Source organism: Rhodococcus sp. KBS0724, from assembly GCF_005938745.2.
Taxonomy (GTDB): domain Bacteria; phylum Actinomycetota; class Actinomycetes; order Mycobacteriales; family Mycobacteriaceae; genus Rhodococcus_F.
Window position 1 is genome coordinate 28,215 of record NZ_VCBX02000002.1, and the last position, 15,544, is coordinate 43,758.

The following is a 15,544-nucleotide window of genomic DNA, read 5'->3' on the forward strand; positions in this document are numbered from 1 at the left end:
GTCTCGTAACCACGAGTGTTGCGACGACTGCTGGAATCCAAGGCGTGGGATGTTCCGTGATATCCGTGACCCACAGCTTATTCGGCTCGTCGCGAGTGAACTTACGGTCCATGAGATCACTCGGAGTCGGAGTCTGATGCTTGGAACGCGCACGTTTGTTTCCCGGAAGTCCCTTCACACCAGCAGCTCTCATCAACAATTCGATGCAGCCGTGTCCCACGGCAATACCGGGATGGGACGGGGTTGCGGCGTTCGGGTAGTTGCAGGAGTTGGTCGTAGTGATCGACCGTCGGCGCGGGCCGAGAATCGGCTGGCAGACCAGCGATGATCGCTGCCGGATCGGCGAGACGGCGTTGGGTCAGGCTGACAACGCGTTGCTCCCGGCCTGCGCGACGAGCAACGAGATGACGGCCTGAATCAGACCCACCCGCATCGACTTCCGATGATGCGTGGCGGCGGGCTTCGACCGCGACGACATCGGCGGTCACTGCGCCCACGGTCAGCGCGGCTTCGATGCCCGCGATTACGTCATCGCTATCGATGGTGCGGTGCAGGAGTAGGACGTCGATGAGTTGGCGGGTTCCGCCGGCGTCACCGTCGGTTTTGCGGGCAGCCGCCCAGAACGCGTCATGAGCTGCGGTGAACGTCCCGTTCCTGCGAGCTGCGGCTAAAGCGCTCGCCCCTGGCAGGGCACCGGGTTTGGTGCGCAGTACTTCGAGATAGTGGTCGAGATTTCAGGCTCTGACCGCCCCGGGCGATAACCCGTTGATAGCGAGCGATCACCGCCCGGCCGTCGAAGACCACCACTTCCGATGCCCGCAACGACACCCGCAGTTGCCTGCCGATGAAATGTGCCGGGACAGAGTATTTCGCCATCCGCACCGTGATCAACGCTGACCGATCGACTCGTGGTTCCAGCGACAATCCAGGATCGAACCCCTCGTTCGGGAGTGGCGCTAAGAGTGGCTTCTCGACTGCGAAATCAGCTCTGACGGTGCGGATCCGGTCGCCGATACGGCGGGCGTTGTCCGCCTCGTCCCAGATCCGGATCTTCTCGTTGAGCTCATCGAGCGAGTCGACAACAGGCATCGGGGACAATCGGTTTCGGCGGAACCGGCCCACCTCGCCCTCCACGCCGCCTTTCTCGTGCGCCCCGGAGATACCAGGCTGGCAGTAGAACGGGTCGAACCCAAAGTGCGAGCGGAACAGCACCCATCGCTGGTTCTCCACCCGCGCTCGGGATTGCCCGTAGATCACTTTTTGCACGGCGCTGGTGAGGTTGTCGTAGCGGATGTGACGGGTCACCGGCACCGCCGATCTCGTCGAACGCGGCGATATGGCCTTCGAGGAACGCTTCCTGCCCTTGCGTCGAATACACGCGGTGCACGGATTTCCCCGAATGCGAGAGTCGGAAGGCGAACATGTGGCATTTCGTTTTCACCCCGGCCAAGATCACCCACACTTCACCGAAATCGACTTCCGCTTCGGCACCGGGTGCGTGTTCCTGCGGGACGAACACTTCGATGCGGCGTCCAGCTTCGACGTCGATCTGTGCTCGCCGGACCAGCACGTAGTCACGCACCGTCGAATACGAAAGGTGCTGAGCCCCATGTTCGTCGGCCAGTCTGGCGAGGATCCGGCGGGCGGTGTGGCGTTGTTTTCGTGGTGCGTCGATATCGGCGGTGAGCATGGCGTCGATATCGGCGGTGAGCATGGCGTCGATCGCGGCTTTGAACGGATCGAGTTTCGGGGAGCAGCGCACCGGAACTTTTCTCGGTGGCGGCTCCGCCTGTGCCAACGCCATCCGCACCGTTGCCCGGCCAACCTGGTGGCGGCGGGCCAACTGCCGGATCGAACACCCCTCGACCCGGGCATCACGTCGAATGCGGGCGAACAACTCCATCCGAGTCTCCATCACTGCCCTCCAGCAGTTGCTGGCATCCGAACAAGCCAGATGCCACAACACTGAGGTGGGCTCAGCTCAAACCGTCATCATCGGTCCGGCGAGTCGCAGATGGGTCTGGGACTGGCCGTCACGGTGGTCTCGACTCAAGCTGTCATAAACAGGACACCTCTACCCGAATCGAGACCGAAGGCCAACTCGAACGGTCGCGACTACCCATTATTTACCCAGAGATCCTCGGGGAGAGGCGATCCCAGAGTGTACATTTCGACACCCCGAACATTCTTTCCGTATATAACGGCAGGAGCCGCGCGGGTGTACCACACTCCGGGTATCACTGCATTGATTCGGTTCTGGACCTCGGTGTACGCCTCAAGTCGCTCGGCGTCTGTCGTGGCGGTCCGACCCTTGTCCAAGGCTGCATCCAACTCCGGATCACTGACGCCCATCTGATTACCTGTCGACGTCGAATGGAATGCGGTCCAGAGTGCGAAGTCGGGCCCCTGAACGATCGCGGCCGAGATCGTCAAGTCGAAGTCACCGGTCATCGTTGCCCTTGTAGCGCCGACAATATCGCGCACGTCGACCTTGACCTCGATGTTCTCGTACGCACTAAGCTGGGCCTGGACGGCCTCTGCCAGCATGCGCGAATCGCTTGTGGGGTACGCCATAAAGGTGGCCACAATCGGTTTACCTTCAGCCGCCAGTTCATTGAACAGTCGCTGAGCCTCTTCGCGGTTCGCGTTCTGGAGCGGTATGTCGCGGTAGTAAGCCGACTCCTCGTTGAAGAGGGTCTGCGGAACCTCATTTTGTCCGGAGAAGACTATCGTATTCAAAATCTCTGTGTCCAAGGCCATTTGGACAGCACGACGCGCCCGGACATCATCGAAAGGGCGTCGCTGATGGTTCATTGCGATGATCTGGCCACCACCGGTGGGAACGACCTCGTAACCCAAACCCTGGGCGTCGGCCTGGTTGATGGTGTTCATCGATGACTCCGAAGCGAGATCTGCGCCCCCTGTCGCCACTGCATTGAGGCGCTGACTCGCGTCGTGGACGGTGCGGATGGTCAAGCTATCGAGATACGGTTTGGGTGCATCCCAGTAGCCCGGGTTCTTCTCAAGTTCGATCTCGCCTTGGCGAGTCCATCTGGTTAGCTTGAAAGGCCCGGCCCCGACCGGGCTGTCTGAGTAGGACTGCACGCCCTTCTCGAGCGCGGTGGGCGAAGCAATCCAATTCATCGACGAGGCAACCACGGTCTCGGCAAACTGTGGGTTCGGCGAAACCAGAGTCGCCCGCATGACATCGGGTAATACTACCTCGGTGTTCGCGACCAGGACCGCGTAACGTGTCGAATTCGATCCGAGCGAGGGGTCTTTGAGCCTGTCCCAGTTGACCTTGACCGCAGCCGCATCCAGCGGGGTGCCGTCGGTAAACATCAGCCCCGGACGCAAAGTCAGATCGAAGGTCTTTCCACCATCAGTGGTAACGAAACCCGTAGCCATCTTGTACTGAGTGTCCAACGTGGCACTGTCGTTGGTAATGAGAGTCCCGTACAGCGCATTGCCGAGCGTGGCCATATGCGCCCAGGTATTGGAAAGTGCTGCGGGATCAAGAGATTGGGGTTCGGCGTGTTGGAGAACCTGAGCCGTTCCCCCCGCAATCGGTTCACCCTCTTCAGAGGGCGCACCGCCCGATGCAGTCTCGCTTCCGCCCCCACAGGCAGCTACAAGCATCAGTACGGTCACGGAGAGGACTGCGAACCTTAATCTCGGCATGCGAACATGGTGGGACATGGGAAGCCTTTCATAGGGGGTGGCCGGATGGGCTAAATGCTTGGAGGCGATCTGGAGGCGAGGAGGCGAACAATCTTGCGTGCCCCAAGAAGGTGTGGAACATCCGACGCGCCAACAACTTAGCGATGCACGGAATCAGTTGAAGTGAGCTACACCACCATATGCTTGGGCGCGCATTCAAGACAAGCGTTGGAACTATCGGATCTCATTCAGACGAATTTCGTTCCCGTACAAAGACTTACGTACTACGGCGTTCCACCGAGAGCGCGAAGGCAGAAATTCCACAAGCGCTCCTCTGCATCATCGTGTTCCACTGGGGCATAGGCCCAGTAGTGATACACCGTCCGCACGAGCTCGGCAATGAACCAGGCGTCGCTCTCTGCTGCGGTGGTGGTTAACTGCCCGCGGTCCCTCGCGGATCGAATCTCTTTGTGCAACAGGTCAACAAAGGGTTTGTCGGCCATGGCGAGCTCCGCGGGGTACAACCGATGGAGCCTCCAGTGGGTAGTTATGACAAACCGGGCGAGCGCGTCGCGGCGAGGATCTTCCCCCAGCGTGCCCAAAATGTGTCCGGCGTAGAAGCGGAGCCTGTCCAACGGATCGTCGAACTCAGCAGCTGCCTCCTCCCACAGCGCGCAGGCGGTTTTCATCTCATTACTAATCACCGCAAGCAGTAGTTCGTCCTTGCTCGTGAAATAGCGGTAGAAGGTCTGGAGCGCGACACCGGCTTCCTTAATGAGTTCCTGCGTCGTGAACGTGTCACCTTTTTTCTCGATGAGACACTGAGCAGCCTCGAGAATGGACCGCACTTGGTCAGCCGCACGACTCCGCGATCGCTGGACCGCAGACGACCTCTCCTCAGCTCGGGACATGCTGCGAATTCTAGCCTGCGGCCGCGTCTGCAGGCCCATTGAAGGAGTCCGCCACCCCATCAGCCCACTCAGCACCGCAACGCCTCAACGAAGAGCGTTGGCCCGCACCAGTCTTACACCACTTCAATGCGGAGTGATATGAGATGGCTGCAGACCACTTGTGGCTCTATACCCTTTCACAGTGGTGCCAAATACTTTTCAGGCGATAGCGCGTCGTGGTCAGCAACAGCCGTGCCGAGGCGGTGAAGCAGGATCTCGATGAGTGTCGGGTCAACCTTGGTTGTGATCCCCCAAAGAAATAGCCCACGCAGTATCCCTCGACTAAGTGCTCGCCAGGCCACATCCCGCGATGGAGGAGTGACGCCATGGGACGCCAGACAATCGAGGTAGTGCCACAGGAGATCCTTCTCGCTGCTGCGACGGTCCTCCACGGTCAACGCAGTGCCGATGTGTGTACCGACATCGAGATACCACATTCCACGCTGTACGAGTTGCCAGTCGACCAGATTCAATGCCCCCGAGGGATCCAGGAACGTGTTCCCGATGTGGGCATCGCCATGAATTACGCACCACTCTGAAGATGCTTGCTCAGCTTCGATGGTGGTGACCAGCGAACTGTACGCGCTAGTAAGGCGGGGCGCATCGCTGACCTCATCCGGAACCCGCCGACCGTTGGGGCCGTGGAAATTGGCATCTATCCGAGCGGTGATCGCATCATCGCCCCAGGCCCGCAGTGCACCCGCCAAATTCGAGTCCAGCCAGTGTTTGTCGGCCCATTTCGGATTGCCCCACGTCGAGGCATGCAGTTTGGCGAACTGACTCAGGCTATCGGCCGCCCGGTCTGGGGTGATGTGACTGGCGGCGTCCAAGAAAGAGCCTCCGTCCGCCACGATATCCTCGGTCACCACGACGCCGTGACGGGCTTCGGTGTCGAAGTCGGCGAACACGCTCCTTAGCGTTCGCACACCACTTTCCGCCGCGAGGTCCCGATAAAAATAGGCCTCTCGCTCCCCCACGAACCGGGCCTCGCGGCCCTGTTCGTTGAAGTATCCCTTTACGCACAACCTAGGCGACAGCCCCTCGGGGATCTCCCCGTCGCACACGATCGTGAAGCGCGCATTGGTCGATACCCGATCCACGATCGGACCCGGAATCACTTCACGGACGGCAACTCCCGGAAAACTGGGTTGCAAGGCGGTGGTCAACCATTGCGGCGATAGCGCTTCTTCGAGCGTGTCGGGGACCCTTGCTTTCATGACCGAACCGACTTCGCGCGTGCGCTCACTGTCCACGCAGCTCCAAGCGATTCCAATTCACAATCATTAACTCCCATGCATGGGGTAGAACGTTGTATTCTCATAATGAGAATGTAATACTCGTTGAGCCGATACTCCAAGGATTTTCGAAACTTGATGGGAAAGTCGGCCCCGAACCGGGCTGCCGCTTCATGACGTCTGCAGACGCGGTTCAGCCCCTCGGCCCTACTCCACAACGCTCCGGCCATCGACTACAACCAGGTACGCGCGCCCGATTCGGCAGTGGCAGCTACCGAAATGGCAATGCCGCTCGAGAGGACACCAATTGACGCCATCACAGAAGAGACTGCATGTGGACCCTCACGCATGCGAAGCTCACGCGCTGTGTGTCGAGATCGCGCCAGAGATCTTCGAACTCAGCGACGCCGACGATGTCGCCACGTGCGATGACAATCCTCCGGAATCCAAGATAACGCAGGTTCGAGCCGCCATTGGGGGGTGCCCACGTCAGGCCATCAGCTGGATTGAAAAATGTTGAGAGCCAACATACCTCCATCCCCAATCTCATGTTCAACATCTTTGCCCCGCAACCAGACCCCGGGCCAGAGCAATGCCGGCCCCGGTTTCCCAAACTCGAAGGGACGCAAATCTCATGACCGATCTAGCATCTGCCGACTACTTCACCGACCAATCACTGGCTCAGAACCCGTTTGAGTATTTTGCTGCTCTCAGAGAGCAGAATCCCGTCTACCGCGAACCTCACCACAACGTCGTCATCGTCACCGGCCACCCGGAAGTGATCGAAGCTTTCAAGAACTCAGAGTCGCTGTCGGCCGTCAACGCCATCGGTGGTCCATTTCCCCCCTTACCGTTCGAGCCGGAAGGCGACGACATCACCGCGCAGATCAACGCGCATCGCCATCTGTTCCCGATCGCCGAGCACATAGTGGTCATGGATCCGCCAGAGCACACCATGGCCCGCTCCCTATTAGGCCGACTCCTCACTCCAAAGAGGTTGAAAGAGAACGAAGAGTACATCTGGAAGCTCGCAGATGCCCAGATCGACGAGTTCATCGAAAATGGACGCTGCGAATTCCTCGGCGAGTACGCCAAACCGTTCGCAACACTCGCCATCACGGATCTGCTCGGCGTACCGGAATCCGAGCGCCCGGAGTTTCGGCGCATCTTGGCAGCAAAATCGGAAACCCCACACACCGTGGGTGCGCTCGACCACACACCAGTCGAGGTGAACCCCCTCGCCTACCTGGATGAGAAGTTCAAGGGTTACCTCGAGGAACGACGCCGCGATCCCCAGAACGATATTTTGAGCGGTTTGGCAACCGCTACCTACCCAGACGGTTCGACACCTGAATTAATGGAGGTGGTACGCCCCGCGACCTTCTTGTTCGGTGCCGGGCAGGAAACCGTCACGAAGCTTCTCAGCTCAGCTCTGCGCATGCTCGGCGATCGTCCGGAGTTCGAAAAGATGCTCCGCGAGGACCGAGCCCTCATCAGGCCATTCATGGAGGAGTCGCTTCGCTTCGACAGCCCGACCAAGGTTGACTTCCGATTGGCGCGTACGAACACGACCATCGGTGGTGTGGACATCAAGGCAGGAACAATCGTCATGTTGAGCCTCGCCGGCGCCAACCGGGATCCGCGAAAATTCGAGAATCCGAACGAGTTTCGCTTGGATCGCAAGAACCTTCATGATCATGTGGCATTCGGTCGTGGATTGCACACTTGCGCAGGCGCACCGCTGGCGAGAGTTGAGGGTCACGTAACCCTGAACCGTCTCCTCGACCGGATGCAGGACTTCAAGATCAGCGAGGTGTCGCACGGACCAACGGACAATCGCACGTACACGTACGAGCCATCGTTCCTCTTGCGCGGACTCGCCGAACTCAACATCGAGTTCACAGCGGCACCGTAACTGCCGACGACTCAAATTGGCCGCACGGCCGAGACCGGTCACATCAAAACTCTCATCGGGCGAAATGCGCGATGTGCAACTGGAAAGGTTCTTCATGCAAGGAAGAGTTGAAGGAAAGGTCGCATTCATCACGGGCGCGGCCCGTGGGCAAGGGCGCAGTCACGCCGTTCGGCTTGCCCAAGAGGGCGCAGACATCATCGCAATTGATATCTGCGGACCCATCCAGCCGGATTCGTCCATTGCCCCGGCGACCCCAGAAGACTTGGTGGAAACAGTAAGACTGGTCGAAGCACTCGGCCGTCGCATCGTGACTGCGAAGGTCGACGTCCGCGACTTCGGTGCTGTCAAGTCAGCGTTGGACGATGGTGTCGAACAGCTGGGTCGCCTCGACATCATTGTCGCCAATGCCGGAATAGGCACCGGAGGAAAGCGATTGGACGAGGTTGACGAAAGCGAATGGCAGGAGATGATCGACATCAACCTGACCGGCGTATGGAAGTCGGTCAAAGCTGGTGTCCCTCACTTGATTGCGGGTGGCAACGGTGGCTCGATCATTCTGACGAGCTCGGTCGGAGGCCTGAAGGCACATCCGAACATCGGACCATACGTCGCTGCGAAACACGGTGTGGTGGGCCTGGCGCGTTCCTTCGCCATCGAACTCGGTCAGTACTCGATCCGGGCCAATTCGGTGCACCCCACGAACGTCAACTCACCGATGTTCATGCATGACGCCACCATGAAGATGTTCCGTCCGGACCTCGAGAATCCCACCGAGGAAGACATGGCCGTTGCGGCACGATCCATGCATGTACTGCCGGTTGGCTGGGTGGAGACCGTCGACATCAGTAATGCCGTTTTGTTCCTTGCTTCGGACGAGTCCCGTTATGTGACGGGACTTCCGCTCACCGTCGACGCCGGCGGCATGCTCAAATAAGAACAGCCGGCAGCTGGTAGGTCGCCGACTCCTGCTGTGGATTCACTCCGCAGCAGGCGGTTTCGGAAGAGAAGAGACACCCAGATCGACGGGCTTCCCTAATTACGTCGTCAAGTGGCTTGTCATGGGAAACCCGATTGCCGCCGTTTGGCACAACTCCGGCGATCTGCCCCGCGGCGGTGTCCTCGCTAGCAATGAGTAGGTCGGGTCCTTGATTCCAGGTCCGGGCCGATGTCGCCGCAGAACACTCTGCTCTGCGCCCATTCTGAGCAGATACATCGACAGCGGATACACCGTGTGCGTCGGCATCGCCGGGACGGACGGCTTAATGGGCGACCCCGTAACGCGATCAACGGACCGTAGTGCAGTCACCCGGATCCGCATGGTGTCCACCTTCCATGTTTCCGGCCATGCGGGATCGAACTCTGTAGCACGGCGATCTACTCCGTCGAAGCACCGCCGATGAGGACCATCTCGGCAGAGGAGTCCCTTACCTCGACGAGATCTACCGCGGCACAACCATCCCCCTCTGAGGGTAGGACCCTTTCGTCGCCGGGTTCGGCACCCCTCTTGCTGAACCCGGTGTGCCCATCCGTGGGGACGTCAACGCGTGGTGTGTACCCCACCATTCACGTGCAGTGTCTGACCTGTGATGTGCGCGGCGCCGGGCGAGGCGAGGAAGCGCGCAACCGCTGCTATGTCGGCAGGGGTACCTCGTCGCCCGTTCTGCGTAAGCGAGATCAGATCGCGTTCCCTTTCTCGAGTCAGCTGACCTTTGAAGAAATCGGTGTCGCCAATGTATCCGGGAGCGATGGTATTGGCGGTGATTCCTCTGTGGCCGAACTCTTTTGCGAGGCCGACCGTCCATGAACCGACCGCAGCTTTCGCGGCACCATAGGAACCGGATCCGTTCTCCGCAGCGATAGAACCGATGTTGATTATTCGCCCGCCGTCGTTGATACGTGAACCCAACTCACCAACTGTGAGCACAGCGGTGAGGACGTTTGCAACGTAGTTCTCGAGCCATGCAGATTGCACGCCTGCGAGTCCGGTCTGGGCCTCCTTGTCGAACCCGGCATTGCCCCCTGCATTGTTGACGATTACATCGAGATCCGCAGGTAGGCGCTGCGCGGCACGCGATACGTCTTCAGGGCTCGAGTGGTCGCACACCACATAGCTGATGTCTAGTTCCGCGGCCGTCGCCTGCAGAGCGCTCTCGGTTCGCCCTGTGATGACGATGTCCGTGCCTGCGATACTTCGAAACTCTGCGGCTATCGCCTTGCCGATGCCGGTGGCGCCACCGGTGATCAGGACATACATATGACCTCATTGCTTATTGTGATCGAATTGAACGGCGAATCGCCTTCATGATTACTGCGAAGACCATTGCTGAGGATATCAACTCGAAGCAGTGACTGGTTGTGTACCAAGCGATTCGACGCTGACCGCACTCACATCGACAGCAGCTCGTCGATCACGATCTGGTCGGCTTCTCGTGGCCGGATTCCGTCGAGAAAAGCCGATACAGAACTGGAAACCTTCGTCGATCGTTCTTTTCGTCGAGAGCCGCGCCCCTGGTAGCCCAGCCAGCCGATTGATGGAGATGATTGGCCGTTTATTGCAACTCGAACGCCTTCGGTAACAGGGTACCGGCCGTAGGCTGAACACGCGGAATCCCCACATTCGAGCGGGGGAGTGGTCAACCAACAGGTTGCACGAGCACTGCGGGAAAATGCCTCTGGCCGAGCTTGAGACGCTCCACTACTGTGAATACAGAACTCAGCCGATCGCGCAGTTCTCAAATAGAAGGTCACCGGACTTCCCGGGCGATTCAAAGTAATCGAAAAGGACGGCATATGCCCACAGGAATCATGCTCGTTGAAAGTCGGCCCATCTCGTTCGACGACATCTCCGAGTTTCACAGGTGGTACGACGAAGTCCATATCCCTGCGATCCTGGCAGTCGAAGGATTCGTTTCCGCACGTCGCCTTCAGACCGAAGACGGCACCAGTTTTGTGGCGCTCTACGAGATCGACACCGATATCGCCACTGCGAAAGCTAATCTGAGAGCTGCCTTCTTCGAGGGATACATCGACAGACCGACCGTTGTACAGCTTGATCCACCACCGGTCCAGCAGTACTTCCAAACCATTGACGGCAGCACGTCCCATTAAGGACGTAGCTACGCAGCGATGGCACCGTTCTTAACGGATTTCCGCAAGGCCGGCAAACCAACTCGCCGCAGACCGGTTTGGAGCGGTACTGCCAACTAACCGGGCTGGCGCCAGGCTATTAACGACGCGTGTTCTGTATCAATGCGGACCGATACCGACTGCCAGTGGACGTCGCGGGGGTTCTACGGGCAACGGTGCGCACTACGTGTTCGAAAGCGATCTCGCTGCAATGAGCGCAGCACTCGCCGATAGGGCTCACCCGGCGACTGGCGCACGCGGTGTCTCGGAGAGAGTCACCGGGAACGCTGTCTGTCCTGGCATCGACTGGGATGCATAAACATTCAGGTTAATGACTTTTCGAAAGGTTTGCCGGCAAGTTCGTCACGATCGCCCACGGCACGGCGCTATCGGGGACATTATACCCACCCCTCGTGCCGCGGCGAAATATTTCCGTGGCCAACTGGAGACCACACTTCTGTCCAATCGCGCGGGTATTGAACATGCTCCATCGAGGAACACCGTTTCTGGTTGCCCAACAAAGCATCACATGCATCAGAACGAGCTGTAAGACCATCGCAGACTACGACGCCCACAATCTGCGGTGCCCCAAATCTTTATCTCGGCGCCGAGCTCGAGGCTTGACGCCTTCATCGCCGTCGCCGGCCCACAAACCCACTATGTATCGTTCCCGGATGCAGTGATACCGATGGCCACGTAGATCGGCCGTTCAGGAAATGACTTGTCCGAAGTGCGGCGTGCCAGGCGGCCGCGTAGGACGATATCGCCCCTGCTTACCCCTCCCCCGGGCCTACCGCAAGGGCGATCTCAAAGCCGCGCAGAACCTGCCGTGAAACTACATCCGAGAGCCTCCTCTTTAAGCAGCGCAACGCTTCCTGGTGACTCTTGCCGTTGGCTCGCTTCCACCGCCTGACCAACGGCAGCCCATTGCCAACGGGAACTACGTTCTATACCGTACGAGAGTGTGATTCTCACAATAACGAGAACAACCCTCCAAACACCTCACACACACCCTTCCTTCGACCAACGAACGGAAACCACCAGGTGACCTCACAACACACCACACCCGACCTGAACTGGCTGATATCGGTGGACGACCACATCCTCGAACCACCCAACCTCTGGCAAGACCGCATCGCAGCCAAAGACCGCGACCGCGCCCCCAAACTCGTCCACAACGGCACCACCGAAACCTGGATCTACGAAAACAGATCCGTCCCCACCAGCGGCCTGTCCGCCGTCATCGGCAAATCACGCGAAGACTTCAGCCCAGAAGCCATCACCTACGCCGACATGAGCCCCGGCTGCTACGACCCCAAAGCCCGCCTCGAAGACATGAACCAAGCCGGAATCCTTGCCTCCCTCGGCTTTCCGTCGTTCCCCCGATTCTGCGGCCAAATCTTCTACGAAGCACAGGACAAAGAACTCGCACTACGCTGCCTCCAGGCCTACAACGACTGGATCTTCGAAGAATGGTGCGCCACAGACCCCGGCCGCTTCATCCCCCTCGTCATCATCCCCCTCTGGGACCCCGCACTGGCCGTCAAGGAAATCGAACGCACCGCAGCCCTCGGCGCCCGCAGCATCGCGTTCTCCGAAAACCCCGAACCCCTCGGCCTACCCACCATCAACGACCCCAGCCGCTACTGGGACCCCGTCATGGCCGCAGCCGCCGACAACGACCTCGTCATCTCCATGCACGTCGGCTCCTCCTCGAGACTCCCCACCATCGCCTCCGACGCCCCCTTCATGGCCAACCTCACCTGGGGCGCCACCCGCACCGCCGGCACCATGCTCCAATGGCTCTTCAGTGACTACTTCGAAAAGTTCCCCAACCTCAAAATCGCCCTCTCCGAAGGCAATATCGGCTGGATCCCCTACTTCCTCGAACGCGCCGAACAGGTCTACGACAAACAACGCTTCTGGGCCGCCAAAGGCGTCAAATACGAAGGCCACGCCGCCACCGAAGTCCCCATGGACCTCGACATCCGACAACGCTTCAAAGACCACGTCTACGGCTGCTTCATCCACGACGAATCCGGAATCGCCAACATCGACCTCATCGGCGAAGACAACATCATGTTCGAAACCGACTACCCACACTCCGATTCCACCTGGCCGAACTCCATCGACATCGCCCGCAAACAAATCGCACACCTCCCCGAAACCACACAATACAAACTCCTCCGCGGCAACGCCGAAAAACTCTACCGATTCACCCCCAGCACCCCACCCACACAACCCTAACCAACCCACCAAACCCACACGCCAACAACAGAAAAGACCGAAACGCGACCGCAAAGCCGGAAGTTGAGGCGATCTCCGGCCGGCGATCTCGCATCGTCAAGAGGAGCCCCATGAGCAGTATCATCAGCACCAGAGCGCCCTACATCAACGGAAAGTTCGTGGTGGGCGAGGGTGATCCGCTGGCGGTAGTCAACCCTGCGACCGAGGACGCCGTCACGGACGTCGAAACCACGTCGATCGGGCAAGTCCAGGATGCGGTGCGCGCTGCGCGCGATGCGTTCGACGACGACACCTGGACGGGGTCCGATCGACGAGACCGTGTTCGAGTCGTACTTCGGATGCTGGACTATTTCGAAGAACATCGCGATGAGTTAGCCGAGACCCTTCGTCAGGAGGCCGGAGCGACGGCGCGCATGCTCGGATCGGCACAATTGGATCAAGCAATTCTGCAAATGCGCCAGACAGTCGACCTGTATCTGACTCTGCCGGAACAGGAATACAGCCCCAGGCCTCTAGGTGATGCGATCTCGTCGAACTCAGTGGCACTGAGCGTGATGACGTACGAACCTGTCGGTGTCGTGTCCTGCATTTCGGCATATAACTATCCGTTCTGGATCAATGCATGGAAGGTTTTCCCGGCTTTACTGACGGGCAACACCGTCGTGCTTCGTCCCAGTCCATTCACTCCGTTGTCTGCGTTGGTCTTCGGCGATGCAGCCGAGGCCGCAGGACTTCCGGCAGGTGTCCTCAACGTGGTGGTGGAAAGCGGATTCGAAGGCTCCGCACTGATGACCTCTCATCCGGCGGTCGATCAAATCAGTTTCACCGGGTCCACGGCAGTCGGAAGAATGATCATGAAACAAGCCTCCGCGACAACGAAGCGGGTGATGCTCGAACTGGGCGGTAAGTCTGTACAGCTGTACCTGCCTGATGCGGTGGACCGGGCACCCGCGGGATTCCCCACTGTGTTCGCAAACCATGCTGGCCAGGCCTGTGTTGCGGCGACGCGCATGCTCGTGCCCCACGACCGCAAGGCGGAGGTACTCGAGAAGGGTGCTGCCATAGCATCGCGATTGACGGTCGGCAACCCGATCGATCCGAGAACACTTGTAGGGCCCCTCATCTCGGCCGGCCAGCGGGAACGCTGTGAAACGTACGTCAAAGACGCTGTCGCGCACGGCGGCCGCGTCGTCGCCGGCGGTGGTCGTCCGAAGTCACTACCCCGAGGGTTCTACTTCGAGCCGACCATCCTCGACGTCCCGGACAACTCGAATCCGGCAGCGCAGGATGAGATTTTCGGTCCTGTCGTCACCGTCATCGGCTATGACACGATCGATGAGGCTGTCGCGATAGCCAATGACTCGCCCTTTGGGCTTTCCGGTCAGGTCTTCGGTCCAGACTTGGTTCAGGCGACCGAGGTTGCAACCCGAATCCGCGCCGGCGCAGTCAATGTCAATGGCCTCGCGGCGAGTGCGTACGCGTCCTCGGGTGGCTACAAGCAAAGTGGCCTCGGCCGCGAGCGTGGCGTCGATGGTTTGCGCGGTTACCAGGAGATCAAGCATCTCAGCGTCAGCAATTGGTGATCGGAGAATCCGCCATGTTCAAGACAACCAAGGAGATCTCGGAAATGCAGCTCACAGACAAGTCGATTGTCATCACCGGAGCCGGTTCGGGAGTCGGTCGCGCCGCGGCGCTTCTGTTCGCACGGGAGGGCGGCAATATCGTGTGCGCGGATGTTCGAGACGAATGGGCCAAGGAAACCGTACGACTGATCGAAGAGTCCGGTGGGCGTGCGGTTTCCGTCCATTGCGATGTCAGTTCCGAGGACGACATCGAGGCAACGATCAAAGCGACTGTAGGTGAGTACGGCCGGTTGGACGTGATGTATAACAACGCCGGCGTCTCGACACCACGTCCTGGTCTCAGATTCGAGGACCACACCCTCGACGATTTCGATCGACTCGTATCCATCAATCTCAAGGGCGTCTTCCTCGGGACCAAACACGCGGTACTGCAATTCCGGGCGCAGAAAACCGCGGGGTCGATAATCAACACGGCCTCCGTTGCAGGCTTGGTCGGCTGGGGTGGAACGGTTTACGGAGCAATCAAGGGTGGGGTAATTCAACTCAGCCGAGCAGTTGCGATCGAATCGGCTCCCTTCGATATCCGTGTCAACGCGGTGTGTCCGGCTGGAATGCCGACGACCAATTTCATGCATATCCCCGGCGTTGGCTCAGCAGAACAGCCCGCAGCATTCGAGCGGGTGGCTCGGCAACACCCGCTAGGCCGAAATATCACACCGGAAGACGTCGCACAGGCCGCGCTGTTCTTTGCAACGGACAACGCACGCAACATCACCGGCGTCATCTTGCCTGTTGACGGTGGATACGTAGCGCAATAGATCGAGGAGT

The 15,544-nt window shown here is 59.3% G+C and carries 11 protein-coding genes and 1 pseudogene; 7 read left to right on the top strand and 5 right to left on the bottom strand.

Features of this window, described 5'->3' with window-relative positions:
* Positions 1-192: 192 nt before the first annotated feature.
* The 4 genes and pseudogenes from istA to FFI94_RS31060 all read right to left on the bottom strand — a co-directional run bounded on the left by istA (position 193) and on the right by FFI94_RS31060 (position 5,863).
* A pseudogene (gene istA, locus FFI94_RS31045) lies at positions 193-1,915 on the bottom strand (IS21 family transposase).
* A 200-nt stretch (positions 1,916-2,115) separates the two neighbouring features.
* Entirely contained in the window at positions 2,116-3,681 is a 1,566-nt protein-coding gene (locus tag FFI94_RS31050; protein WP_260684538.1) for an ABC transporter substrate-binding protein, read from the bottom strand.
* Positions 3,682-3,944: 263 nt separating this feature from the next.
* Positions 3,945-4,571, bottom strand: coding sequence for a TetR/AcrR family transcriptional regulator (locus FFI94_RS31055; protein WP_138873776.1), 627 nt, complete (start codon positions 4,569-4,571; stop codon positions 3,945-3,947).
* Between the two features lie 176 nt (positions 4,572-4,747).
* On the bottom strand, positions 4,748-5,863 hold the full coding sequence (locus FFI94_RS31060; RefSeq protein ID WP_313905582.1) for a phosphotransferase: 1,116 nt from the start codon (positions 5,861-5,863) through the stop codon (positions 4,748-4,750).
* A 289-nt stretch (positions 5,864-6,152) separates the two neighbouring features.
* Here FFI94_RS31060 and FFI94_RS31065 point away from each other — a divergent pair, with 289 nt between their 5' ends.
* The 3 genes from FFI94_RS31065 to FFI94_RS31075 all read left to right on the top strand — a co-directional run bounded on the left by FFI94_RS31065 (position 6,153) and on the right by FFI94_RS31075 (position 8,694).
* Positions 6,153-6,365, top strand: a complete 213-nt coding sequence (locus FFI94_RS31065) for a ferredoxin (protein WP_138873778.1) — start codon at positions 6,153-6,155, stop codon at positions 6,363-6,365.
* Positions 6,366-6,479: 114 nt separating this feature from the next.
* Positions 6,480-7,760 carry a cytochrome P450 gene (locus tag FFI94_RS31070; protein ID WP_138873779.1) on the top strand — a complete coding sequence of 427 codons (1,281 nt, stop codon included), beginning with the start codon at positions 6,480-6,482 and terminating at the stop codon, positions 7,758-7,760.
* Between the two features lie 94 nt (positions 7,761-7,854).
* Positions 7,855-8,694, top strand: coding sequence for a mycofactocin-coupled SDR family oxidoreductase (locus FFI94_RS31075; RefSeq protein WP_138873780.1), 840 nt, complete (start codon positions 7,855-7,857; stop codon positions 8,692-8,694).
* A gap of 603 nt (positions 8,695-9,297) precedes the next feature.
* Here the strand turns inward: FFI94_RS31075 and FFI94_RS31080 are convergent.
* Entirely contained in the window at positions 9,298-10,014 is a 717-nt protein-coding gene (locus FFI94_RS31080) for an SDR family NAD(P)-dependent oxidoreductase (protein WP_138873781.1), read from the bottom strand.
* Between the two features lie 536 nt (positions 10,015-10,550).
* On the opposite strand from FFI94_RS31080, the gene FFI94_RS31085 reads away from it, so the two are divergent.
* The 4 genes from FFI94_RS31085 (at position 10,551) to FFI94_RS31105 (ending at position 15,534) form a co-directional block, all read left to right on the top strand.
* The gene (locus FFI94_RS31085; protein WP_138873782.1) at positions 10,551-10,868 is read left to right on the top strand and encodes a DUF4286 family protein; all 318 of its coding nucleotides are present in this window, start codon (positions 10,551-10,553) and stop codon (positions 10,866-10,868) included.
* Positions 10,869-11,930: 1,062 nt separating this feature from the next.
* Positions 11,931-13,133: an amidohydrolase family protein gene (locus FFI94_RS31095; protein WP_138873783.1), complete on the top strand. Its 1,203-nt coding sequence runs from the start codon at positions 11,931-11,933 to the stop codon at positions 13,131-13,133.
* A gap of 110 nt (positions 13,134-13,243) precedes the next feature.
* Positions 13,244-14,716, top strand: coding sequence for an aldehyde dehydrogenase family protein (locus FFI94_RS31100; RefSeq protein WP_138873784.1), 1,473 nt, complete (start codon positions 13,244-13,246; stop codon positions 14,714-14,716).
* 14 nt (positions 14,717-14,730) lie between these two features.
* The gene (locus FFI94_RS31105; protein WP_397495591.1) at positions 14,731-15,534 is read left to right on the top strand and encodes an SDR family NAD(P)-dependent oxidoreductase; all 804 of its coding nucleotides are present in this window, start codon (positions 14,731-14,733) and stop codon (positions 15,532-15,534) included.
* Positions 15,535-15,544: the final 10 nt, after the last annotated feature.